Source organism: Pseudomonas sp. PK-RTE-24, from assembly GCF_054052265.1.
In genome coordinates, this window is record NZ_CM133224.1 from 1,716,122 (window position 1) to 1,737,287 (window position 21,166).

Annotated in this window: 24 protein-coding genes; 10 read left to right on the forward strand and 14 right to left on the reverse strand. The window is 60.0% G+C overall.

Annotated elements, in window-relative coordinates; translation table 11 throughout:
* Positions 1 to 182 precede the first annotated feature (182 nt).
* Entirely contained in the window at positions 183 to 1,397 is a 1,215-nt protein-coding gene (locus ACV8MC_RS07515) for an aldose 1-epimerase family protein (RefSeq protein ID WP_252877101.1), read from the forward strand.
* Here ACV8MC_RS07515 and ACV8MC_RS07520 read toward each other — a convergent pair.
* From ACV8MC_RS07520 to ACV8MC_RS07535, 4 genes are all read right to left on the reverse strand, one after another.
* Positions 1,394 to 2,887, reverse strand: a complete 1,494-nt coding sequence (locus tag ACV8MC_RS07520; RefSeq protein WP_071172128.1) for a YifB family Mg chelatase-like AAA ATPase — start codon at positions 2,885 to 2,887, stop codon at positions 1,394 to 1,396. The two genes, ACV8MC_RS07515 and ACV8MC_RS07520, sit on opposite strands and share 4 nt — an antisense overlap.
* A gap of 595 nt (positions 2,888 to 3,482) precedes the next feature.
* Positions 3,483 to 4,028 (reverse strand): N-acetyltransferase, encoded by a 546-nt coding sequence (locus tag ACV8MC_RS07525; protein WP_457264931.1) that lies wholly within the window; start codon positions 4,026 to 4,028, stop codon positions 3,483 to 3,485.
* Between the two features lie 195 nt (positions 4,029 to 4,223).
* Positions 4,224 to 4,736: a BRO-N domain-containing protein gene (locus tag ACV8MC_RS07530; RefSeq protein ID WP_457264932.1), complete on the reverse strand. Its 513-nt coding sequence runs from the start codon at positions 4,734 to 4,736 to the stop codon at positions 4,224 to 4,226.
* Between the two features lie 364 nt (positions 4,737 to 5,100).
* Positions 5,101 to 5,361, reverse strand: coding sequence for an accessory factor UbiK family protein (locus ACV8MC_RS07535; protein WP_007920416.1), 261 nt, complete (start codon positions 5,359 to 5,361; stop codon positions 5,101 to 5,103).
* Between the two features lie 394 nt (positions 5,362 to 5,755).
* Between ACV8MC_RS07535 and glnK the strand changes: the two genes are divergently transcribed.
* From glnK to sutA, 4 genes are all read left to right on the forward strand, one after another.
* A complete protein-coding gene (gene glnK / locus ACV8MC_RS07540; protein ID WP_002555808.1) occupies positions 5,756 to 6,094 on the forward strand; it encodes a P-II family nitrogen regulator in 339 nt (112 codons plus the stop codon).
* A 37-nt stretch (positions 6,095 to 6,131) separates the two neighbouring features.
* Positions 6,132 to 7,469, forward strand: coding sequence for an ammonium transporter (locus ACV8MC_RS07545; RefSeq protein ID WP_041476939.1), 1,338 nt, complete (start codon positions 6,132 to 6,134; stop codon positions 7,467 to 7,469).
* Between the two features lie 215 nt (positions 7,470 to 7,684).
* Positions 7,685 to 8,110, forward strand: a complete 426-nt coding sequence (locus ACV8MC_RS07550; protein ID WP_110644492.1) for a secondary thiamine-phosphate synthase enzyme YjbQ — start codon at positions 7,685 to 7,687, stop codon at positions 8,108 to 8,110.
* A 101-nt stretch (positions 8,111 to 8,211) separates the two neighbouring features.
* Positions 8,212 to 8,538, forward strand: coding sequence for a transcriptional regulator SutA (sutA, locus tag ACV8MC_RS07555; RefSeq protein WP_056791627.1), 327 nt, complete (start codon positions 8,212 to 8,214; stop codon positions 8,536 to 8,538).
* A 198-nt stretch (positions 8,539 to 8,736) separates the two neighbouring features.
* On the opposite strand, the gene ACV8MC_RS07560 is transcribed toward sutA, so the two are convergent.
* The 6 genes from ACV8MC_RS07560 to lptM are packed head-to-tail and all read right to left on the reverse strand — an operon-like array spanning position 8,737 to position 13,340.
* Positions 8,737 to 9,441 (reverse strand): HAD family hydrolase, encoded by a 705-nt coding sequence (locus ACV8MC_RS07560; RefSeq protein WP_457264934.1) that lies wholly within the window; start codon positions 9,439 to 9,441, stop codon positions 8,737 to 8,739.
* Positions 9,438 to 10,337, reverse strand: a complete 900-nt coding sequence (xerC, locus tag ACV8MC_RS07565) for a tyrosine recombinase XerC (protein WP_024014773.1) — start codon at positions 10,335 to 10,337, stop codon at positions 9,438 to 9,440. The genes ACV8MC_RS07560 and xerC overlap by 4 nt, the downstream gene beginning before the upstream one ends.
* Before the next feature lie 2 nt (positions 10,338 to 10,339).
* Complete coding sequence (locus tag ACV8MC_RS07570; protein ID WP_041476935.1) at positions 10,340 to 11,065, reverse strand: DUF484 family protein; 726 nt, start codon at positions 11,063 to 11,065, stop codon at positions 10,340 to 10,342.
* A gap of 13 nt (positions 11,066 to 11,078) precedes the next feature.
* Positions 11,079 to 11,909 (reverse strand): diaminopimelate epimerase, encoded by an 831-nt coding sequence (gene dapF, locus ACV8MC_RS07575; RefSeq protein ID WP_041476933.1) that lies wholly within the window; start codon positions 11,907 to 11,909, stop codon positions 11,079 to 11,081.
* 3 nt (positions 11,910 to 11,912) lie between these two features.
* On the reverse strand, positions 11,913 to 13,160 hold the full coding sequence (gene lysA, locus ACV8MC_RS07580) for a diaminopimelate decarboxylase (protein ID WP_056791636.1): 1,248 nt from the start codon (positions 13,158 to 13,160) through the stop codon (positions 11,913 to 11,915).
* Between the two features lie 9 nt (positions 13,161 to 13,169).
* Positions 13,170 to 13,340 (reverse strand): LPS translocon maturation chaperone LptM, encoded by a 171-nt coding sequence (gene lptM, locus ACV8MC_RS07585; RefSeq protein WP_016772589.1) that lies wholly within the window; start codon positions 13,338 to 13,340, stop codon positions 13,170 to 13,172.
* Between the two features lie 314 nt (positions 13,341 to 13,654).
* Between lptM and cyaY the strand changes: the two genes are divergently transcribed.
* The 3 genes from cyaY (at position 13,655) to rnk (ending at position 14,886) form a co-directional block, all read left to right on the forward strand.
* A complete protein-coding gene (cyaY, locus tag ACV8MC_RS07590) occupies positions 13,655 to 13,987 on the forward strand; it encodes an iron donor protein CyaY (RefSeq protein ID WP_056791639.1) in 333 nt (110 codons plus the stop codon).
* Positions 13,988 to 13,990: 3 nt separating this feature from the next.
* The gene (locus ACV8MC_RS07595; protein ID WP_076564524.1) at positions 13,991 to 14,212 is read left to right on the forward strand and encodes a DUF1289 domain-containing protein; all 222 of its coding nucleotides are present in this window, start codon (positions 13,991 to 13,993) and stop codon (positions 14,210 to 14,212) included.
* Between the two features lie 254 nt (positions 14,213 to 14,466).
* Positions 14,467 to 14,886 (forward strand): nucleoside diphosphate kinase regulator, encoded by a 420-nt coding sequence (gene rnk / locus ACV8MC_RS07600; protein WP_024014769.1) that lies wholly within the window; start codon positions 14,467 to 14,469, stop codon positions 14,884 to 14,886.
* Positions 14,887 to 14,895: 9 nt separating this feature from the next.
* On the opposite strand, the gene ACV8MC_RS07605 is transcribed toward rnk, so the two are convergent.
* The 3 genes from ACV8MC_RS07605 to ACV8MC_RS07615 all read right to left on the reverse strand — a co-directional run bounded on the left by ACV8MC_RS07605 (position 14,896) and on the right by ACV8MC_RS07615 (position 18,655).
* Positions 14,896 to 17,739 carry a class I adenylate cyclase gene (locus ACV8MC_RS07605; protein ID WP_315434575.1) on the reverse strand — a complete coding sequence of 948 codons (2,844 nt, stop codon included), beginning with the start codon at positions 17,737 to 17,739 and terminating at the stop codon, positions 14,896 to 14,898.
* Between the two features lie 182 nt (positions 17,740 to 17,921).
* Positions 17,922 to 18,167 carry a TIGR02647 family protein gene (locus tag ACV8MC_RS07610; protein WP_003229392.1) on the reverse strand — a complete coding sequence of 82 codons (246 nt, stop codon included), beginning with the start codon at positions 18,165 to 18,167 and terminating at the stop codon, positions 17,922 to 17,924.
* Positions 18,168 to 18,364: 197 nt separating this feature from the next.
* Positions 18,365 to 18,655 (reverse strand): hypothetical protein, encoded by a 291-nt coding sequence (locus ACV8MC_RS07615; protein ID WP_095181258.1) that lies wholly within the window; start codon positions 18,653 to 18,655, stop codon positions 18,365 to 18,367.
* Here ACV8MC_RS07615 and ACV8MC_RS07620 point away from each other — a divergent pair.
* Both ACV8MC_RS07620 and ACV8MC_RS07625 read left to right on the forward strand, forming a co-directional pair.
* Positions 18,654 to 18,779, forward strand: coding sequence for a hypothetical protein (locus tag ACV8MC_RS07620; protein ID WP_263596261.1), 126 nt, complete (start codon positions 18,654 to 18,656; stop codon positions 18,777 to 18,779). The two genes, ACV8MC_RS07615 and ACV8MC_RS07620, sit on opposite strands and share 2 nt — an antisense overlap.
* On the forward strand, positions 18,779 to 19,438 hold the full coding sequence (locus tag ACV8MC_RS07625; protein ID WP_056791651.1) for a glutathione S-transferase family protein: 660 nt from the start codon (positions 18,779 to 18,781) through the stop codon (positions 19,436 to 19,438). Before ACV8MC_RS07620 ends, ACV8MC_RS07625 begins: the two co-directional genes overlap by 1 nt.
* A gap of 119 nt (positions 19,439 to 19,557) precedes the next feature.
* On the opposite strand, the gene argH is transcribed toward ACV8MC_RS07625, so the two are convergent.
* Positions 19,558 to 20,952 (reverse strand): argininosuccinate lyase, encoded by a 1,395-nt coding sequence (gene argH / locus ACV8MC_RS07630; RefSeq protein ID WP_056791653.1) that lies wholly within the window; start codon positions 20,950 to 20,952, stop codon positions 19,558 to 19,560.
* Positions 20,953 to 21,166 lie beyond the last annotated feature (214 nt).

Below are 21,166 nucleotides of genomic sequence, written 5' to 3' on the forward strand. Positions count from 1 at the left end.
CAGCTACCGCGAGCAGGCTCGCTCCCACAGTTTTCGGTGTGATTCACAAAGGTTGTGAAATCCGGAAACCCCAGTGGGAGCGAGCCTGCTTGCGAATGCTTTTCTCCCGCCTCTTCTTTGCACTTGCTGAAACGTTTCCGCAGCGCTATAAAAATGGCACAACTCCAATAAAGGCTGCTGCCATGACCCCGCTCAAACTCCTCGTCGCCCTCGGCGCATTCTCTGCCGCTTCTCATGCCATGGCTTGGGACTATGTCCTGCTCGACGCCAACACTCCGGCAAAAAACCGGACGATCACCAGTGAGCAACTCGGTGTAAAAACCGCCAAACCGTTTTCCGTGACCTTGCGTACTCTGCATGGCGGTCGTCAGGAGGGCGTCAGCATCGTCGACATCGATAACGGCACGATGAAACTCTCGGTGGTGCCAACCCGTGGCATGAACGTGTTGCAGGCTTCGGTGGGCGACGTGCGCATGGGCTGGGATTCGCCGGTCAAGGACGTGGTCAACCCAGCGTTCATCGAACTCAACGGTCGCGGTGGTCTGGGCTGGCTGGAAGGCTTCAATGAGCTGGTCACCCGTTGCGGTTACGAGTGGGTTGGCCATCCCGGCATGGACAACGGCGAACTGCTGACCCTGCACGGTCGCGCCGCCAACATCCCGGCCAGCACCGTCACTTTGCACATCGACGAGAAGCCGCCGTATGCCATCACGCTGCGTGGCGAGCTGAAAGAGCAGGCATTCAAGAAAGTCGATTTCTCGGTAGCGACCGAACTGGTCACCGAACCGGGCAGCGCAAGCTTCGCCCTTAACGACACTCTGACCAACAACGGCGACTATGCGAAGGAATATCAGGCGCTGTATCACAGCAATTTCAGCACGCCGTTTCTTGAGCAAGGGGCAAAATTCGCTGCGCCGGTGAAGCAGGTATCGCCGTTCAACGACAAGGCCAAGGGTGACCTGCCCGACTGGCAGACCTATCGCGCGCCAACCAAGGACTACGACGAAACTGTCTACAACGTCGTGCCGTATGCGGACGCCAAGGGTGACACCTTGACTGTGTTGCACAACAAGGCCGGTAGTCTCGGCGTATCCGTTGGCTTCAACACCGAGCAGTTGCCGGTGTTCTCGCTGTGGAAAAACACCGACACCCAGGGGCAGGGCTACGTCACCGGGCTGGAGCCTGGGACGAGTTTTTCCTATAACCGTCGCTATCAGCGGCCGTTGAATCTGGTGCCGACCATCGCCCCAAAACAGCACAAGCAGTTCCAGATCAGCTACAGCCTGTTGGCGGATAAAGCTGCGGTGGATAACGCCTTGAAGCGTGTGACCGATATTCAGGCCGGGCGTGATACCGAAGTGCGTCAGGCACCGCTGGTTGATCTGACCGAGCATTAAGGTGTCGCCGGCCGGTATTGCAGTGCCTCGGCCAGATGCTCGCGGGTAATCGCATCGGCCTGCTCAAGATCCGCCAGTGTGCGCGCGACCTTGAGCAGGCGATGCGCCGAGCGCAGCGACAGGATCAGTCGCTCGCATGCCGCCTCCAGCCATTTCTCGTCAGCTGTGGATAACTTGCAGTGACGCTTGAGCCCCGGCAGATCGAGAAACGCATTGGCACAGCCCTGACGCTTCTGCTGTCGTTCGCGAGCCTCGGCCACCAGAGCCGCAGCGCTGGCGCTGTTTTCGCCGGGCTTGGCTGCCGGATTCAACGCGGTTGCCTCCCGCGCCACGGTCAGGTGCAGATCGATCCGGTCCAGCAGCGGCCCTGACAGCTTGTTGCGATAGCGCTGGACCATGTCCGGTGTGCACGAGCATTTGCCGCTCGGTTCGCCAAGATATCCACAGGGACACGGATTCATCGCGGCAACCAATTGAAATCGCGCGGGGAAACGTACGCGATCCTTGGCCCGCGCGATGACGATATGTCCCGACTCCAAAGGCTCGCGTAAAACTTCCAACACCTTGCGATCAAACTCCGGCAACTCATCGAGAAACAGCACGCCATGGTGGGCGAGGGTGATCTCGCCGGGTTGCGGTTTCGAGCTGCCACCGACCAATGCCGGCCCTGAAGCCGAATGGTGTGGTTGGCGGAAGGGGCGTTGCGGCCAGTGAGTCAGAGGCACCCCGCTGGCGACCGATTGAATCGCTGCCACTTCCAGCGCCTCACATTCGGAAAGCGGTGGCAGTAATCCTGGCAGACGACTGGCCAGCAGCGTCTTGCCGGTTCCCGGAGGCCCGCTGAACAACAAGTTGTGCGCCCCCGCTGCGGCAATCAGCAATGCGCGTTTTGCGGCTGTTTGACCCTGCACTTCGTTGAGGTCGGGATAGGGCTTGGCAGCGTGCATCAAACCATCGGAAACGTAAGGCTCGACCGGCGTGTGCCCATTGAAATGCGCCACCGCTTCCAGCAAATGATCGACCGCAAACACCTTGAGCCCGGATGCCAGGCACGCCTCTTCTGCATTCGCTCGAGGCACCACCAGCGCCCGCCCGGCCTTGCGCGCCGCCAGTGCCGCCGGCAGCACACCACGCACCGGCCGCACGGCACCCGACAGCGCCAACTCACCCAGACATTCCACCTCGTCCAGGGTCAGGCAGGGCACCTGCACACTCGCCGACAGAATCCCCAAAGCAATCGCCAGATCAAACCGCCCGCCATCCTTGGGCAGGTCCGCCGGCGCCAGATTCAAGGTGATCCGCCGCGCCGGAAATTGCAGTCCGGAATTGATGATCGCGCTGCGTACGCGATCCTTGCTCTCCTTCACCGCCGCTTCAGGCAGGCCGACCATGGTCAGCGACGGCAGACCGTTGGCCAGATGGACTTCGACGGTAACAGCGGGGGCTTCCACGCCAATCTGGGCGCGACTGTGGACAATGGAGAGGGACATGGTCGTTCCTTGAGTTGAATCGGGGGCCGCTTCCTGCGGGTTTTTGAAGGATAGTTGAGCCGGGTTTCAGTGCTGAAATAGAGGTTTACAAGACGTATCAAGACCCGATGGGCTGTCAGTGCTTGCCTGAATTGGAGCGTTGACTCTCGCTCGGCATTGACGGATCCTCCCGCTCGAGGACTGCAACTGCGCATTCGTTGGGACTGGGCACCAGTAAAAGCTCCCCCGCATTTTTGGCAGCAGAGAAAGCTGGTTTCTCTGAAGTAGTGACGACGGGCCAGCTCGTCGGATTCTGAACCCATGGTTGCAAAGCCAGGAGCTAAAGAATCGCTGCGACTACTCCTCCAAACACAAAAAAGGCGTCCTATGGACGCCTTTTTATTTTTGACTCAGGATCTTCTACCGGCCAGCGGGCCGCTTGGCTCAAGCTCTGGCCCACACGTAACAGCAACTTCAATAAATCGCCGTTGGTTGGCTGACATATCCCCAGCCAACCGGAGTGCTTCGAGATGTAGTTCAACAATCTGAAGAAGCTTTGCCTTTCGCTTTTTTGGGCTCATACGCACCTCGTACGATTGGGTTGTTGATTTCGATGTTATTGACCGTTCACAGAAATGACAAGCCGGTTGGTATGGTCGAATTCGAACCCCAGTTTCCGGTAGTAAAAGACAACATTCGGATCAGGATCCTGAATTTCGATTTCTTTGCATCCTAGCGCTCGCGCATAGTGATCTGCGACAAGCAGAGCAATCGGCGCGATCCTGCCGCGAAGCGGGTGCGCCCTGTCCGGATGCCCTTCCAACAGAATAATCTTTAAGCAGATAGAGCTTGCGCGCGGGGTCGCATAGCACATGCCGCAAAGAATCTGTTTGAACCATATCGCCAAATCCAGACCTTTCGCATCTTTACTTTTCCAGTCTGCAACGTCATCCCAAGGGAAAATTGTTGGCCCCTCCCAGAGAAAGTATTGCTTTATCGCTGCTGGGGTAATTGGCTCAAACTTGACCGCTGCTGCATCAATATTTGGGATTCTCGGGGCAATGTTCTTTATAAAGAATTTGTAGGCGATCTTTCGCGAGTTTGATCTGAATGTCTGGTTGCGAAGATCCGTTGCTTTGCCTTTTCTTCTCATTGTTTTCATCTGTTTGGATCTGGTCGCAGAAGATAGCCAGCAGAGAGGGGGCAGCGAAATCAGACGTGGGGGACGCGTTTTGTAGGACGTTACTTCTGTGAGTGGAGGATTTCGGAGTAGGGGGGGCGAGTTAACGAAGACACAAAACAGGTCATTTCAGTGATATCACTGAAATGACCGTTGGTGAGGTTGCAGCGCAAAAATTCAGATCAATTGCAGAGCCTTTCTCCACCATGAGTTCACAACCGTGCGGTTTGCTTGTTCTCGCTCCGTCACCATGTGTGGTACATCCTGCAACCGTATCCACGGCTGGTTATTCCAGTGCAGCAAACTCAACGTCATGTCCGGCCAACTGAGCAAGCTGAGATGTGGGCGTTCGCTTGTGCTGGGGAGTTGGGCGTCGCGCAGTGTGGGGATGACTTGGTGGGTGAGCCATTCGCGCAGCGCTCGGTATTCGGGACAGTAGTGGTAGACGAGGAGGGCGTAGATGCCTGATTCGCTGATCAGCAGGGTGTTTTCGATCTGGTTGTGGATCAGGGTTTTGCGGGTTTGGTATTGGTCGGGGTCGAGTTTTCGCAGCATGCGTTCGTTGAGGTAGATGTGCAGCAGGCGGCTCAGGTCTCGGGCGCAGAACCAGGGTTGGTTCTGAATGAGGAGTGCGTTGAGGGGGAGTTTGTGGCGGGTGAAGATGCTAGGTTTCAGGTAGTTTTCGTCCATGGTTCAGTTCTCGAATTCAAGTGAAGAAAACTGCTTCTGTTCGTCGCCAAACGAAAAGGGTGGCAGCTATGCGCGGGTTGGCGAACCGGTGAATTCGAAACCGGCAGACCCTGAGGTCTCCCACGCAAAGCCGCCATAACTCGTTGAGAGAAAAAACCTCTGTGTGAGTTTAGTTGCATTGCGTCAAATTCGATCCAGGTCGCCAAACCCGGTGCTGAACATTCAGCATCGGATGAGCTTAGAAACCTGGGCTTTTCGGCGCAATCGGACGGCGGTGGTGCAGGTTGTAGGACGTTGCGGGGATGGTTGAAGGGCTGAAGATCAAAAGATCGCAGCCTTCGGCAGCTCCTACAGGGGACGCGAATTATTCAGCGGGCGGTGTCAGCTTCGCTTCCATCTCGGCAACCTTGGCTTCGAGGCTTTCGAGGCGGGCGCGAGTACGCGCCAGCACTACCATCTGACTATCGAACTCTTCCCGGCTGACCAGATCGAGTTTGCTGAAGGCACTTTGCAGCAGCATTTTGAACTGGCTTTCGATTTCGGCTTTCGGCAGCGGGGTGTCGCCGCTGAAGAGGCGGGAGGCGGTGCCGCTCAGGGCGTCGAGGAAGTCTTTGGGCGCGAGCATGGGAAATGTCCTGGAAACAATGGCCGGCAGTGTATCACGCAGTGTCTATAGTCAATCCCGTTGCACGGATGCACGCTTTTCGCGCAGGGGGACGGACGGTGGCGCACCGTTGTTGTGCGTATCGGCAAAAGCTTTTCTGCCCGAGCGCTTGCAACAGGTGCCAAGCGATTGAAATGCAGGGTTTTTGCCGAGCTGGCAAGGTTTCTGCTTAGTCACCCTCGACCCATGCACTGATGCAGTCGCTGTGACGAATGCAGTGCGGCAGACGAAGCGGGGAGTTTCGTCTGATGCGGTTAGCTGGCGTCAACGATGCGTTACAAAGCCAGGCACTGCGCTTAGACTTGAGACGGGTTTGTTTTCCTGGGGCAAGTCCACCAATTCGGGAGAGAGTTTCATGAAGCTAGTCACTGCCATCATCAAGCCGTTCAAGTTGGACGACGTGCGCGAGTCGCTGTCCGAAATCGGCGTGCAGGGCATTACCGTCACTGAAGTCAAAGGCTTCGGCCGGCAGAAGGGTCACACCGAGCTGTATCGCGGCGCGGAATATGTGGTCGATTTTCTGCCCAAGGTGAAAATCGACGTGGCCATCGACGACAAGGATCTGGATCGGGTTATCGAGGCGATAACCAAAGCGGCCAACACCGGCAAGATCGGTGACGGCAAGATCTTCGTGGTCAATCTGGAACAGGCGATCCGCATCCGTACCGGCGAAACCGATACCGACGCGATCTAAGCGCCGCCACAAACCCAACGCCCCAGGAGAAAACAATATGACTCTGCGTAAATTCGCAGGGCTAGGCGCCCTGTTGTCCATCGTAATGCCCGGCATCGCCATGGCGGCAGACGAAGTGGCAGCGCCAGTCCTCAATTCCGGCGACACCGCCTGGATGCTCACCTCGACAGCGCTCGTGCTGTTCATGACCATCCCCGGTCTGGCGCTGTTCTACGGCGGTATGGTTCGCTCGAAAAACATTCTTTCCGTGCTGATGCAGTGCTTCGCCATTACCGGCCTGATCAGCATCCTGTGGGTCATTTATGGCTACAGCATTGCCTTCGACACCACCGGCATGGAACAGGGCGTCGTCAACTTCAATTCGTTCTTCGGCGGCATGGGCAAGGCGTTCCTCGCTGGTGTCACGCCTTCGAGCATCACCGGCCCGGCGGCGCTGTTCCCTGAGGCGGTGTTCATCACCTTCCAGATGACCTTCGCGATCATCACCCCGGCGCTGATCGTCGGTGCGTTCGCCGAGCGTATGAAGTTCTCCGCGATGCTGATTTTCATGGGCATCTGGTTCACGCTGGTTTATGCACCGATCGCGCACATGGTCTGGTCCGGTAACGGCGGCCTGATGTGGGACTGGGGCGTGCTCGACTTCGCTGGCGGCACCGTGGTGCACATCAACGCCGGTATCGCCGGTCTGGTCGCGTGCCTGGTACTGGGCAAGCGCAAAGGCTTCCCGACCACACCGATGGCTCCGCATAACCTCGGCTACACGCTGATGGGCGCGGCGATGCTGTGGGTCGGCTGGTTCGGGTTCAACGCCGGTTCCGCTGCAGCCGCCAACGGCACTGCCGGTATGGCCATGCTGGTTACCCAGATCGCCACTGCCGCTGCGGCACTGGGCTGGATGTTTGCCGAGTGGGTCACCCACGGCAAGCCAAGCGCACTGGGCATTGCTTCGGGTGTGGTCGCCGGTCTGGTCGCGATCACTCCGGCCGCTGGCACTGTAGGCCCGATGGGTGCACTGGTGATCGGTCTGGCCGCAGGCGTGGTGTGCTTCTTCTGCGCCACCACCCTGAAACGCAAACTCGGCTATGACGACTCCCTGGATGCCTTCGGCGTGCACGGTATCGGCGGTATCCTCGGCGCGATCCTCACTGGTGTGTTTGCCGCACCGGCACTGGGCGGCTTCGGCACCGTGACTGACATCGGCGCGCAGGTCTGGATTCAGATCAAAGGCGTCGGCTTCACGGTGATCTACACCGCGATCGTGACTTTCATCATCCTCAAGGTGCTGGACGCCGTCATGGGTCTGCGCGTAACCGAGGAAGAAGAGTCGGTCGGCCTCGATCTGGCACAACACAACGAACGCGGCTACAACCTGTAAGTACGCGCGATAAAAAAACTGCCCGGTTCGCCGGGCATTTTTTTGTCCGGGATTTGTCATTCAAGGTGCGGCTGAAAGGATTTTTCTTACGGCTTTGGTCGTCTTTACGACGAGGCTTTTTCTGCGGGCAATCGCTTACATCGCTGCAGGAATATTAGGGCCTTTGTTTTTTTTCAGAGCACGCTAGAATGCGCCCCGAACGAGCGGAGAACTGTATGTGGCAACAGACTCTGATAACCCTGCGGGCAAGGCCCCGGGGCTTTCATCTGGTGACGGACGAGTTGCTCGCAGGCTTGCCTGAACTCAAGGCCTGTCGGGTCGGTCTGTTGCATTTGTGGCTGCAGCACACGTCGGCATCGTTGACCATCAACGAGAACGCCGATCCGGCAGTTCGTCGCGACTTCGAACGATTTTTCAATCGTCTGATCCCACAAGGAACAGACGGCTACGAGCACAACGACGAAGGCCCGGATGATCTCCCGGCGCACTTCAAGGCCAGCGTGCTCGGTTGCCAGGTCAGTCTGCCGGTTGCGGCAGGGCGGCTGGCACTGGGTACCTGGCAAGGGATTTATCTGGGCGAGCACCGTGATCATGGCGGTGCCCGTAAAGTCCTCGCCACCTTGCACGGTGAACAGGCATGAGCCGCTGCCGGGCAGCGGCAGAAGATTTTTCAACGGCGGCTTCGACAGCCGCCAAAGCTGGTCTATAACTAATCTGCTTTTGGCAAGTCATGAGGTAGAACATGAGCGACGATGATCTGGAAAACGACGACCTCGAAGTAGGCGACGAAGACGAGGCCGAGGAAGGCCTGGAAGCGGCAGCGGAAGACGTTACCGAAGACGATGGCGGTGACGACACGCCGGCCCCGGCTGCCAAAGGCAAAGCCAAGGCTGCGGTCTCGGTCGACGAGTTGCCGAGCATCGAAGCCAAGAACAAGGAGCGCGACGCCCTGGCCAAGGCCATGGAAGAATTCCTTGCGCGCGGCGGCAAGGTGCAGGAAGTGGAGGCCAACGTGGTCGCCGATCCGCCCAAGAAGCCGGATAACAAGTACGGCAGCCGCCCTATCTGAGGCGCGTCGCTCGCTTGCTGAAAAAGCCCGCCGTCGCTGCGGGCTTTTTTATGCCTGAAATAAAGGTTGTGAAGGCAATGCAGACCCTGTGGGAGCTGGCTTGCCAGCGATAGCTGCCTGTGAGACAACATTGATGTTGAATGTGCTGGCCTCTTCGCTGGCAAGCCAGCTCCCACAGGGAATGAAGTTAATTCAGGGTCAGTGTTGCTCATTCCAGCGCGAGAGCACGGCGGGCAATTCGGTCAGGCTGCGAATTTCCGCATCCGGCAAGCGCTCCGCCTCCCAGACCTTGCCTGTCGGGTTGAACCACACCGCGCGCAACCCCGCCTGCTGCGCCCCGGCGATGTCATCGCCGGGATGATCGCCGACATGCACCGCCGCTTCAGCACCCACACCACCGCGCTGCAACGCTTCATGAAACAGCCGCGCATCCGGTTTGGCGATGCCGATGTCTTCGGCACACAAGGCGAACCTGAAGTAATCCGCCAGCCCCAGCCGGCGCACGTCGGCATTGCCATTGGTGACCACGCCGAGGGCGTAATGATTGGCGAGCAGCTCCAGCAGCGGCTCGACCTCCGGGAACACTTCGATCTGATGCCGCGCATGCAGGAACACTTCAAAAGCCTTGTCAGCCAGCTCCGACGCTTCGCCGTGGGCATACCCGGCTTCTTCCAGCGCATGGAGCAGCACACGTCGGCGCAGCGCGCTGATGCGGTGTTTGAGGCCCGGTTCGCCCGCCAGCACTCGCTCGCGAATCGACCACAAATGCTCCACCGGCACCGCGCCCAGGTTCGACGCATGCTCGCTCAGCCATTCGCGCAACACGGTTTCAGCGCTGGCGATCACCGGCGCGGTATCCCACAAAGTGTCGTCGAGGTCGAAGGTGATCAACTGAATGCTCATGAATCATCGCCTTTCATGCGTTTGGCCCGGGGATGGGCGCTGTCGTAGACCGCCGCCAGATGCTGGAAGTCGAGGTGGGTATAGATCTGCGTGGTTTTGATATCGGAGTGGCCGAGCAATTCCTGCACCGCGCGCAGATCCTGTGAAGACTCGAGCAAATGGCTGGCGAACGAGTGCCGGAGCATGTGCGGATGCAGGTTCTGCCCCAGTTCGCGCTCGCCAGCCAGTTTGACCCGCACCTGAATCGCGCGCGGGCCGAGACGCCGACCTTGCTGGCTGACAAAAACCGCATCGTCCGCCGGGTTGGTCATGGCTCTAAGCGGCAACCAGTGTTCCAAGGCTTCGCGGGCCTTGGTGCCAACCGGCAACAGTCGGGTCTTGCTGCCCTTGCCGAGCACCTGAACCATGCCGTCGGCGAGGTCGAGTTGATCGAGATTGAGCCCGGTCAGCTCGGACAGGCGCAGGCCAGAAGAATAGAACAGCTCAAGAATCGCCTGATCACGCCGGGCGAGAAAATCGTCCTCGACCGCACCTTCCAGCAGCTGCAATGCGCGGTCGGTATCAAGGGTTTTCGGCAGGCGTCGTTCGCCTTTCGGTGGGGCCAGGCCAGTGGCCGGGTCGTGGTCGCACAGGCCTTCGCGATTCAAATAGTGATAGAGCCCGCGTACCGCCGAGAGCAGGCGGGCGAGGCTGCGCGAGGACTGGCCTTGCGCATGCAACCGGGCAATCAGGCTGCGCAGGCGCTGGATGTCCAGCGCGGCCCAGCTGCCGATGTTCTGCTTGATGCACCAGCCAAGGACTTTATCGAGGTCGCGGCGATAAGCCGACAGGGTGTGCGGCGACACCTGCCGCTCACTGCGCAGATGTTCGCAGTAAGCGTCCAGTTGTCGTTCCATGGTCAGCGTACCGAGCGCAGCGAGCTGTTGACCCGTGGCAGCACGCGGCCCATGACCTCGGCGATGTAGCTGAGGAACAGGGTGCCGACCGAGCTCTTGTAGTGCTGCGGGTCACGGCTGGCGATCGCCAGAATGCCGTGAATGCCCTGATGGCTGATGGCAACCACGGCGGTCGAGCCGATCTGCTGGCGCTGTTCTTCGCCGAAGAGGAAATCCAGCTCATGTTCACGGAGGCTGCCGCTGACGCTTTTGCCTTCGGTGAGCAGGCCGCCGATCGCGGTTTGCGCGTCGGCGTGAGTCACCCAGCGGCCGACCGGTGCGGGGTTGTCGCCGAGCAGGATAAGGCTGACGAAAGGCACCTGGAAATCCTGACGCAGGCTGTCCTCAACGCTGATGACCACGTCTTCCAGGGTCGATGCATCCATCAGCGCGAGAATCAGGCGGCGGGTTTTTTCAAACAGGCGATCGTTGTCACGAGCCACGTCCATCAGATGCGAAAGGCGATGGCGCATCTCGATATTGCGGTCGCGCAGGATGGTCATCTGCCGCTCGACCAGCGACACGGTGTCGCCGCGTCGGTGCGGAATGCGCAACGAGGGCAGCAGCTCTTCGTGCTCGACGAAGAAGTCCGGATGAGCCTCCAGGTAGGCGGCAACTGCGGCTGCCTCGAGGCTCTCGGACGCTGATTCGTCGGCTGGTCGGGCGGGTACCTGTGGCTTGTCGGTCATGATTTCTGCTCGCTCAAAGACGCACTTGTCCTTCGTATACACGCACTGCCGGACCGGTCATCAATACCGGTTCGCCCGGGCCGGCCCACTCGATGGACAGACGCCCGCCGGGCAGGTCGATCAACAGCGGCGAATCCATCCACCCCTGACTGATGGCCGCCACCGCCGCCGCACAGGCGCCGGTGCCGCAGGCCTGGGTTTCCCCGGCGCCGCGCTCCCAAACACGCAGTTGCGCGCGATGGCGATCGATGACCTGAAGGAAGCCGACATTGACCCGCGCCGGAAAGCGCGGGTGGTGTTCGATCTTCGGCCCCAGTTCATGCACCGGTGCGCTGTTGATGTCGTCCACGCGAATGACCGCATGGGGATTGCCCATCGACACGGCGGCCAGTTCGACCGTGGTGCCATCGACTTCCAGCTGATAGCTGCTGGCCTGGGCCGGCGCCTGGAATGGAATGTCTGCCGGCACCAGGCGCGGCGCGCCCATGTTGACGCCGATCTGGCCGTCGTTACGCACGTCCAGTTCGATGATGCCGCCCTTGGTCTCGACGCGGATCTGCCGCTTGGCGGTCAGACGCTTGTCGAGCACGAAGCGGGCGAAGCAGCGCGCACCGTTGCCGCACTGCTCCACTTCCGAGCCGTCGGAGTTGAAGATCCGGTAGCGAAAGTCCACGTCCGGGTTGCTCGGCGCTTCGACGATCAGCAACTGGTCGAAACCGATACCGGTGTGGCGATCGCCCCATTGCTTGGCGTGTTTGGGCTGAATGTGCGCGTGCTGGCTGACCAGGTCGAGGACCATGAAGTCGTTGCCCAGGCCGTGCATTTTGGTAAAACGCAGCAGCATGGGTTACTCCGGCAGCAGGCTTTCGCCGGCAAACAGCTCGGCCACGGTTTCGCGGCGACGCACTTCAAAAACCTGATCACCATCCACCAGCACCTCGGCAGCACGGCCACGGGTGTTGTAGTTGGAACTCATGACAAAACCGTAGGCGCCGGCCGAATGCACCGCCAGCAGATCGCCTTCTTCCAGCGCCAGCTCGCGGTCCTTGGCGAGGAAGTCGCCGGTTTCGCAGATCGGGCCGACGATGTCGTACTTGCGTGCAGCGCTGTCGCGCGGTTTCACCGCGGTGACGTCCATCCATGCCTGATACAGCGCTGGACGGATGAGGTCGTTCATCGCCGCATCGACGATGGCGAAATCCTTGTGCTCGGTGTGCTTGAGGTATTCGACCTGTGTCAGCAACACGCCGCCATTGGCAACGATGAAGCGGCCTGGCTCGAACACCAGCGCCAGATCACGCCCGTCGAGACGTTCGCGCACAGCCTTGATGTAATCGGCAGCCAATGGCGGCTCTTCATCGCGATAACGCACGCCCAAACCACCACCGAGATCGATGTGGCGCAGGTGAATGCCGCAATCGCCGAGGCGGTCGACCAGATCCAGCAGGCGATCGAGCGCATCAATGAACGGCGGCAGGGTGGTCAGTTGCGAACCGATATGGCAGTCAACACCGACCACTTCCAGGTTCGGCAGATGCGCGGCGCGCACGTACACGTCTTCGGCATCGGCAATGGCGATGCCGAACTTGTTCTCTTTGAGACCGGTGGAAATGTACGGGTGGGTGCCGGCATCGACGTCCGGGTTCACGCGCAGCGAAACCGGGGCGCGAACACCCAGCTCGGCGGCGACTACTTGCAGGCGCTCGAGCTCATCGGTGGACTCGACGTTGAAGCAGTGCACGCCGACTTCGAGGGCGCGGCGCATGTCGTCACGGGTCTTGCCGACGCCGGAGAAAACGATCTTGTCGGCGCTGCCACCTGCGGCCAGTACACGTTCCAGCTCGCCTCGGGAAACGATGTCGAAACCGGCGCCGAGACGGGCCAGGACATTCAGCACACCGAGGTTGGAGTTGGCTTTGACCGCGAAGCAGACCAGATGCGGCATGCCGGCCAGCGCATCGGCGTAGGCCAGATATTGCGCTTCGATGTGCGCGCGCGAGTAGACATAGGTGGGCGTGCCGAAGCGGTCGGCGATGGCGGACAGCGCCACACCTTCCGCGAACAGCTCCCCGCCACGGTAGTTAAAAGCGTCCATGGCGATCCCTTAGTAAACGTCGTGCTTATGAGCCTTGGATGGCTGCTTCTGCGAAGACTGGGCTTGTTCGGCCGGGTCCTGATCGTCATCCGGCAGGTACAGCGGGCCTTTTTGACCACAGGCCGAAACGAGGCAGGCAACCGCGACGAGCGCAGCAAGGGAAGAGATCAGGCGCTTCATGGCGAAATCCTTGAAAATGCGTTAATTGCGCCGGAGTATACCGGCCACCCGGCAGCTTGCCTATGCGAGGGGGTTCCCGTCCGGCGGGGCTCCTGTGATGCGCATCATCCCTGTGGGAGCGAGCCTGCTCGCGAAGGCGTCGGCAAATTCAACAGGCTCGTTGCCTGACACACCGCTTTCGCGAGCAGGCTCGCTCCCACGGGGGCGGTGCTGGATGGGCCGACAGGTGCTTGGTCGTTAATCTTTGCAATCGGTCGGCAGCGTCCGTATCTTTCGGCGCTTGAGCCTGATCAGACATTTTTGAGGTTGCCGCAATGAGTTTGTCCGAAGCCCGTTTCCACGATCTGGTCGATGCTACCCAGCAGACGCTGGAAGATATCTTTGATGACAGCGACCTGGATATCGACCTGGAGAGCTCGGCAGGTGTCTTGACCGTCAAGTTCGAAAATGGCTCGCAGCTGATCTTCAGCCGCCAGGAGCCGTTGCGTCAGCTGTGGCTGGCGGCCGTGTCCGGTGGTTTCCACTTCGACTATGACGAAGAAAGCGAGCGCTGGATGTGCGACAAGAGCGAAGAGCAATTGGGCGAAATGCTGCAGCGCCTCGTCAAGCAGCAGGCTGGCGCCGAATTCGATTTCGAAGGTCTGTGATTCGTGACGGATGCCGCGCCTGTTCGCCCGCCGAAACCGCTCTACAGCAACGTCAGCCCGGCGGTGCCTTCGCCCTGCACCGGCGTATGCCGACTGGACGAACAGAAAGTCTGTCTCGGCTGTGCGCGCCACGTCGAGGACATTCGCGAGTGGCGCTCGGCGGATGATCAGCGGCGCCGGGTGATTTGCCAGCAGGCTACCGCACGAAAATCCCAAGCCTGTTGATATCGTGGCGAGGGGATTTATCCCCGTTGGGTCGCGTAGCGGCCCCAAAATCTATACGGCTGCTGCGCAGCCGAACGGGGATAAATCCCCTCGCCACAAGGGTTTCACCCAGGCAAAAAAGGGCGTGACTTGTATATTTTTTGAGCTGTGATAGTGTCCGCGAACGCCTCAAACCACCGAGGCACGGTGAAAACCCCGTCTTTTTTGGCGGGGTTTTGCTTTTTTTGTGCAGAAGAAAGGAGTCTGCCTGGATCATGACCGCACCTTCCATCACCCTTACCCGTCTGGACGTGCAACGTCTGGAGCGCCTGATCGACAGCCTGAGCGACAAAGACCAGGCTGCGCCGGGCGTGATTGCGCTGCAAACCGAGCTGGACCGCGCCGATACCGTGGTCGGCCACGATGAAGTGCCCGCCGATGTCGTGACCATGAATTCCCGCGTGCATTGCCGCGAAGAAGGCAGTGGCAAGGATTACCACCTGACGCTGGTCTATCCCAAGGACGCCAACGCCGACGAAGGCAAAATTTCCATTCTGGCGCCGGTCGGCAGTGCGCTGCTGGGCCTGAAGGTCGGTCAGCATATCGATTGGCCGGCGCCGGGCGGCAAATCGCTGAAACTGACCTTGCTGGAAGTGGAATCGCAACCGGTCAACGGCGGCGCCTTTCCCGAATAAATCCCCGCTTCAAACCTGTTCGAGCGCTTCATTCAACGAGCGCTCCAGGTCCGCCTTGTAGCGCAGATACAGATTGCTTGAACTGTGCCCGTCACCGAGCAGACCCGACAGGTCGAGGTCGGTGATGTAGCAGCGATAACGCTCGGTCTCGCGACGCTGCTCGACGATCTCCCGGGCGACCACGCTGAACAACTGGTCGCCATGCTCCAGCTCGCTGAATTCCCGCTGATTGCAGTACAAGGTGACCTGCACTTCGCCGGGTGCGGCTTTGCCGATGATTGCCTGCACGTCGTAGAACGGTTTGTTCACCGGGGTCTGCGGTGCTGGTCGGGTTTCGACCCTGCGCGAGCGCCCCGGGCCTGACGGCAACAGCTGGTAATACAAAGTCTCGGGGCTGCCCGCAGGGCCACCGTCCATCGGCAATTGCGCTTCACGGCGGTACTGGATCGATTGCAGAAAACGCTGCAGCGGCACCAGCAGACTCTGCTCGTCGTGGTACGGCAGATGTTGTTGCCACAGCGCATTGAATTCATCCAGCACGTACAGCTCCGCCTGCTGTTCACTGATGCGATAGAACACTTGAATGCACTCCGGCTGACCCATCGGCAGGATCAGCGCCAGATCGTGATCTTCCAGCGCCATCGGGTCGAGGTGCAGCGGGCTGTAGCGCGGTTGTTCTTCGCCCAGATAATCGAGCAGCGCCGGCAGGGTGGCGAGGGCGACATGGTTGACCTGACCCGGCACCAGCTCCAGCACGTGATAGTGCTGCTGCACCTGAATCAGGTAGCGGTGATTCAGCTCGCTGAGCAACAGGGTCTGCGCGGTGTCGACGATTTCCTCAACGCGGCGGGCAATGAATTGCGCGCGGTTGTGGCAGAAGCAGCGCACTTTCAGCGAAGGCTGCACCGGGCCGCGCGGCAGGTTGTTGAGGTAATCGCGCAGGCAGTCGAGCAGCGCATGCGGGCCGTCGAAACGATTGACCAGCACTTCGTTCCAGCTGTTGAGCGTGACCTGATCGAGGGTCAGCACCAGGTTCTCGCGCACACCGGCATAGCTCAGCGAGTCGGTGCGCTCGGTGGTCATCAAAATGTTCAGATCACGGTGATGCTTGAGCGGATCGACGCCGACGTTGATCAGCAGCAGCACTTCGCTGGGCACGGCGGCGCGCAGCAAGGGCTCTTCGGCGACGGTGGACAAGGGCAGGGCGATGCACTGCTGCAGGCTGCCGAGCAGGTTGAACAGCTCGAACTCGCTCAAGTCGCTGGTGCCCGGATGCAGGGCCAGGCGGGTGCTGCTGTCGATCACGCCGTTGCGGTGGCACCAGGTCAGCAGTTCAAGTAGCTCGCGACTGCGCTTGATCGGCGCGAAATGTTCCCACTCCAGCGCCGTCAGGCTGCCGTTGTACAAACCCCACTGGGTCTGCCCCGGCTCCTTTTTGTTCGGCGACTGCACCAGGGTCAGGGTATCTTCGGCCAGGTCCGGGGCGATGCCCGGATTGATGAACTCGACCTTGTCGGCCTTGCGCTCGAATGCCGCGTAGAGTCGACGGCCAAGCACATTGAGGTCGCGCTTGTTGATCAGGCTGACAGTCTGTTCGCTGCGGGCGAACTGGGTCAGGAAGCGATAGCTGTAATTGAGTTCGTTGACCAGCGCGCGGCGCTCGGCGCTGACCTGGCGGACTTTCCACTGACTGCGGCTGTCGAGCAGCGCCAGTTGCCGCTGATCCCAGTGCCACTCGCCGGCCAGGCGTTCGAGCAGTGCGCGTTGCCAACCCTGACTGCGGCTGTTGCCGGTGAGCTTGCGGTTGACCTTCAGATACAGCGCGCGGCGCACCAGCTCAAGACGTTCCGGCTCGTTGCGGGCGATCAGGTATTCCTCGATACGCCGGTACACGACCATGTACGGGTCAAGCTCATCGAGATCGAGCTGATTGGCGAACACGGCTTTCTTGAAGCGCAGGCTCAGGCACTGCACTTGCGGATGTTCGCTGGCGTACACCTCGGTCAGCAGCAGTTTGAGCACCGACTTGTAGGGCGACTCGATGCCTTTGAACAACTGCCACAATCCGGCACCGATGAATTCCCCGGGCGGAATGGTCGCCATCGGCCCGAGATCGAGGGTTTCATCGGCGCGAATAAAGCGTTTAGACAGCAGGGTGTGGGTGTAAGCGTCGTAGGCTGTTTCTTCATAGACTGGCACCAGCCACCAGATCGGCGTGCGCCCGGCCAGCCAGATCGCCGTGCGATAAAACTCGTCGAGCAGCAGATAGTGCTGGGTGCTGCCGCAGTTTTCCGAACTGAGCTGAGCATCACGTTCGCCTTTGACGAAGCGCGCCGGGTCGATCAGGAAGAAATGCGCTTCGGCACCCTGGCTCGCGGCCCAGGTTTCCAGCAACTGGCATTTCTTGCGTAGCTCGGCGAGTTCGCTTTCGCTCAGATCTGGGGCATGGCAGACCCACACATCCATGTCGCTCTGATCGGCCTGTGCCAGCGTGCCGAGGCTGCCCATCAGGAACAAACCGTGAATCGGTCGCGGCGGGTTGCTGCCATGGCGCGGTTTGTAAGAAAACGAGCGGGTCAGGCGCTGCGCCTCGGTCAGCGCATTGGCGTCCGGCTCATAATTCGAGAGACCGGCCGGCGTACTGCCCGAGACATAGCCGGGCAGCAACGGATGATTGACGTGAAAGAACAGCGGCAACAGCGTCAGCACGCTTTGCTGGCGCGTCGACAAACCTTCGAGGGCGCGGCCGAGGCGGCCTTCATTGAGTTTGAGAAAACGGGCGCGCAGTTGGCTGAGTACCTTGCGGTCGATGCCTTCGTCCAGGTCGGGGCGGATTTCGTGGGTGCGCGTCATGTCAGCTCAAACCGGCTTGCAGGCTCGGACGTAGAGGGTCTCGGAATGGCCGCAGTTTAGCCTCTGCGCAGCAGGAGGTTTAAGCTGAATTTGTTTTTTGACGTCAGATTTTCATCGGCAGTGATCAGGCTGGCCCGCGGAAATCCCGTGGCAGGAGTTTCCGTGGGCAAAGTCGGAAAAAGTCAGGCGGTTTCCTGCTCTCTCAGAATCGTCAGTACGGTCTGCACGTTTTGCGCGGCATCGCGGCCGAGGCTGGTCAGATAACCGCCATCGGGCTGGTCGGTGAGTTCTTTTTCGAAGAGGCGTTTGGCGGCGGCTATGTGTTTCGGGGCAGCGGTCTGATGAATTTTCAGACCTTCCTGGGAACTGTCCAGGTTGAAGAGTGCAAGGACTTCCAGTTCGGCAACCAACTCAGGGGTAAGCGACATAAGGACTCCAGACTTTCTAGGAATTGGACGACAGCGCCCCTAAGGTGAACCCGCTGGTGCAGCATGTCCAGTGCTCGGATCAGGGGATTTTGTCTTGAGGCGAATTCCAGTGTAGTCCGCATAAAAAAGATCGCAGCCTTCGGCAGCTCCTACAGGAGATTGGTGCAGGAGCTGCCGAAGGCTGCGATCTTTTGATTTTAGAGCTTTTCCGGTGGCAGCTCTGGCAATGCGCGCAAGGCCGCTTCATACCATTCGGTGTTGAACGCGCGGTCTTCATCGAGCATCGCGTCAATCTCATAGGCAAGCACGTGAGCCATGAGGTTGAGGATCTCTTCGCGCTCCATACCGACCAGAGTCAGCTTGTTCAATGTCGCCTTGGCCGCTGGGGGGGTGTCGCTTTCGATTTGGTTCTCGATGGCTTCGATCAGCGTCGCTTCGGTGAATGCTTCTTCGTCGTCATCGTTGACGATATCTGTCGGCTCGCTCATGGCAGGCTCCTCAGGGAAAGGCGCCAGTTTACCCGCATTCAGCGGCGTGATGCTGCTGGCGGGAAACGTCGCGGCGATCTATAAACAGGCACTGCCCACCCCGCACGGCCTGGAGGCTCTGTGATGTTCAAGCTCTACGGATTTGCTGTCAGCAACTACTACAACATGGTCAAACTGGCGCTGCTGGAAAAAGGCCTGCCCTTCGAAGAGGTGACGTTCTACCCGGCGCAAACCCCGGAGTCACTGGCGATCAGCCCGCGCGGCAAGGTCCCGGTGCTGGGCGTCGACGCCGGTTATATCAACGAAACCGCGATCATTCTCGAATACCTCGAACAATCACAAAAGGGCACGCCGCTCCTGCCCAGCGATCCGTTCGAGCGCGCGCAGGTATTGGCGATTGCGAAGGAGATCGAGTTGTACATCGAGTTGCCGGGGCGTGCCTGCTATGGCGAGGCGTTTTTCGGTATGACGTTGCCGGAGGCGATCAAAGAGAAGACCCGGACGGAGCTGCTGCTGGGCTTCGCGGCACTCGGCCGCCACGGCCAGTTCGCCCCGTATGTGGCGGGTGACAGCCTGAGCATTGCCGATTTGTATTTCCTCTACAGCGTGCCGCTGGCCTGTGCGGTCGGGCAGAAGCTGTTCGGGATTGATCTGCTGGCCGAGATGCCGCAGGCGAAGGCGCTGCTGGAGCGGTTAGAGCAGAATCCGCACGTGCAGAAGATTGCGGCGGATAAAGACGCGGCGATGCCGGCGTTTTTGGCGATGATTGCAGCCAAGAAGTGAATTTTGTAGCGCTCTGAAGTCAGTCATCGCTGGCAAGCCAGCTCCCACAGGGCTATGGGTCGAACGCAAAATTGTGTTCCACATAGAACCCTGTGGGAGCGGGCTTGCCCGCGATGCTTCTAGCGGCTGGCCAGCAGGGCCTGACCGCGCGCCACCGCAGCCCTGACCTGCGCCGGCGCAGTCCCGCCGATATGGTCGCGGGCATTCACCGAGCCTTCCAGGGTCAGCACGGCAAACACGTCCTGCTCGATCTGATCGCTGAATTGACGCAGTTCTTCGAGGCTCATCTCGGCCAGATCCTTGCCCGTGTCCACGCCGTATTTCACCGCGTGGCCAACGATTTCATGGCAATCACGGAACGGCAGGCCACGGCGCACCAGATAATCCGCCAGGTCAGTCGCAGTGGAGAAACCGCGCAGTGCCGCTTCACGCATGATCGCGTGTTTCGGCTTGATCGCCGGGATCATGTCGGCAAACGCGCGCAGCGAATCGCGCAGGGTGTCGGCGGCGTCGAACAGCGGCTCCTTGTCTTCCTGATTGTCCTTGTTGTAGGCCAGCGGCTGGCCCTTCATCAGGGTCAGCAGGCCCATCAGCGCGCCGAAGACGCGGCCGGTCTTGCCGCGTACCAGTTCGGGCACGTCAGGGTTTTTCTTCTGCGGCATGATCGAGCTGCCAGTGCAGAAACGATCCGGCAGATCGATGAACTGGAACTGCGCGCTGGTCCACAGCACCAGCTCTTCGGAGAAGCGCGACAGGTGCATCATCGCGATGCTTGCGGCCGAGCAGAATTCGATGGCGAAGTCACGATCGGAGACGTTGTCCAGCGAGTTGCCGCCGACGGCGTCGAAGCCGAGCAGTTGCGCGGTGTATTCGCGGTCGATCGGGTAGGTGGTGCCGGCCAGTGCGGCGCTGCCCAATGGCATGCGGTTGGTGCGCTTGCGGCAGTCGACCAGACGCTCGTAGTCGCGGCTGAGCATTTCGAACCAGGCCAGCATGTGGTGCCCGAAAGTTACCGGCTGCGCGGTCTGCAAGTGGGTGAAGCCCGGCATGATGCTTGCGGCCTCACGCTCGGCTTGCTCCAGCAGGCCTTTTTGCAGGCGGGTGATCTCGGCGAGGATCAGGTCGATTTCATCGCGCAGCCACAGGCGGATATCGGTGGCGACCTGGTCGTTGCGGCTGCGCCCAGTGTGGAGCTTTTTACCGGTGACGCCGATGCGGTCGGTCAGGCGTGCTTCGATGTTCATGTGCACGTCTTCGAGGTCGACGCGCCAGTCGAACTGGCCGGCCTCGATTTCGCCCTGAATGGTCTTCAGGCCATCGATGATGCTGTCGCGCTCGGCATCGGTCAGCACGCCGACCTTGGCCAGCATGGTGGCGTGGGCGATCGAGCCCATGATGTCGTGGCGATACAGGCGCTGGTCGAAAGTGACGGAGGCGGTGAAGCGGGCGACGAAGGCGTCGACGGGTTCACTGAAGCGGCCGCCCCAGGACTGATTGGTCTTGTCAGTGCTCATGAATTCGCTCGTATCGGCTTGAAGAAATGGCGTGAAACGCTGGCGCGGATAATAACAGGGTTGCCAATCCTGTCGCTGACACCGGTCGATACGTTTTTTCGCGGATGTGTCAGGCATGTCCGGCGCGGTCTGCAAGGAATTTACAAAAGGATATTTTTTGATTGAGCAATATCGTTCCGACGAACGTCTACAGTGGACATAAGGGTCGGTGCGA

What these genes read in the sequence shown, in the direction of transcription:
- ACV8MC_RS07515 (WP_252877101.1), top strand. Translation starts at nt 183, where the DNA reads ATGACCCCGCTCAAACTCCTCGTCGCCCTCGGCGCATTCTCTGCCGCT.
- ACV8MC_RS07520 (WP_071172128.1), bottom strand. Translation starts at nt 2,887, where the DNA reads ATGTCCCTCTCCATTGTCCACAGTCGCGCCCAGATTGGCGTGGAAGCC.
- ACV8MC_RS07525 (WP_457264931.1), bottom strand. Translation starts at nt 4,028, where the DNA reads ATGAAAACAATGAGAAGAAAAGGCAAAGCAACGGATCTTCGCAACCAG.
- ACV8MC_RS07530 (WP_457264932.1), bottom strand. Translation starts at nt 4,736, where the DNA reads ATGGACGAAAACTACCTGAAACCTAGCATCTTCACCCGCCACAAACTC.
- ACV8MC_RS07535 (WP_007920416.1), bottom strand. Translation starts at nt 5,361, where the DNA reads ATGCTCGCGCCCAAAGACTTCCTCGACGCCCTGAGCGGCACCGCCTCC.
- glnK (WP_002555808.1), top strand. Translation starts at nt 5,756, where the DNA reads ATGAAGCTAGTCACTGCCATCATCAAGCCGTTCAAGTTGGACGACGTG.
- ACV8MC_RS07545 (WP_041476939.1), top strand. Translation starts at nt 6,132, where the DNA reads ATGACTCTGCGTAAATTCGCAGGGCTAGGCGCCCTGTTGTCCATCGTA.
- ACV8MC_RS07550 (WP_110644492.1), top strand. Translation starts at nt 7,685, where the DNA reads ATGTGGCAACAGACTCTGATAACCCTGCGGGCAAGGCCCCGGGGCTTT.
- sutA (WP_056791627.1), top strand. Translation starts at nt 8,212, where the DNA reads ATGAGCGACGATGATCTGGAAAACGACGACCTCGAAGTAGGCGACGAA.
- ACV8MC_RS07560 (WP_457264934.1), bottom strand. Translation starts at nt 9,441, where the DNA reads ATGAGCATTCAGTTGATCACCTTCGACCTCGACGACACTTTGTGGGAT.
- xerC (WP_024014773.1), bottom strand. Translation starts at nt 10,337, where the DNA reads ATGGAACGACAACTGGACGCTTACTGCGAACATCTGCGCAGTGAGCGG.
- ACV8MC_RS07570 (WP_041476935.1), bottom strand. Translation starts at nt 11,065, where the DNA reads ATGACCGACAAGCCACAGGTACCCGCCCGACCAGCCGACGAATCAGCG.
- dapF (WP_041476933.1), bottom strand. Translation starts at nt 11,909, where the DNA reads ATGCTGCTGCGTTTTACCAAAATGCACGGCCTGGGCAACGACTTCATG.
- lysA (WP_056791636.1), bottom strand. Translation starts at nt 13,160, where the DNA reads ATGGACGCTTTTAACTACCGTGGCGGGGAGCTGTTCGCGGAAGGTGTG.
- lptM (WP_016772589.1), bottom strand. Translation starts at nt 13,340, where the DNA reads ATGAAGCGCCTGATCTCTTCCCTTGCTGCGCTCGTCGCGGTTGCCTGC.
- cyaY (WP_056791639.1), top strand. Translation starts at nt 13,655, where the DNA reads ATGAGTTTGTCCGAAGCCCGTTTCCACGATCTGGTCGATGCTACCCAG.
- rnk (WP_024014769.1), top strand. Translation starts at nt 14,467, where the DNA reads ATGACCGCACCTTCCATCACCCTTACCCGTCTGGACGTGCAACGTCTG.
- ACV8MC_RS07605 (WP_315434575.1), bottom strand. Translation starts at nt 17,739, where the DNA reads ATGACGCGCACCCACGAAATCCGCCCCGACCTGGACGAAGGCATCGAC.
- ACV8MC_RS07610 (WP_003229392.1), bottom strand. Translation starts at nt 18,167, where the DNA reads ATGTCGCTTACCCCTGAGTTGGTTGCCGAACTGGAAGTCCTTGCACTC.
- ACV8MC_RS07620 (WP_263596261.1), top strand. Translation starts at nt 18,654, where the DNA reads ATGGCAGGCTCCTCAGGGAAAGGCGCCAGTTTACCCGCATTCAGCGGC.
- ACV8MC_RS07615 (WP_095181258.1), bottom strand. Translation starts at nt 18,655, where the DNA reads ATGAGCGAGCCGACAGATATCGTCAACGATGACGACGAAGAAGCATTC.
- ACV8MC_RS07625 (WP_056791651.1), top strand. Translation starts at nt 18,779, where the DNA reads ATGTTCAAGCTCTACGGATTTGCTGTCAGCAACTACTACAACATGGTC.
- argH (WP_056791653.1), bottom strand. Translation starts at nt 20,952, where the DNA reads ATGAGCACTGACAAGACCAATCAGTCCTGGGGCGGCCGCTTCAGTGAA.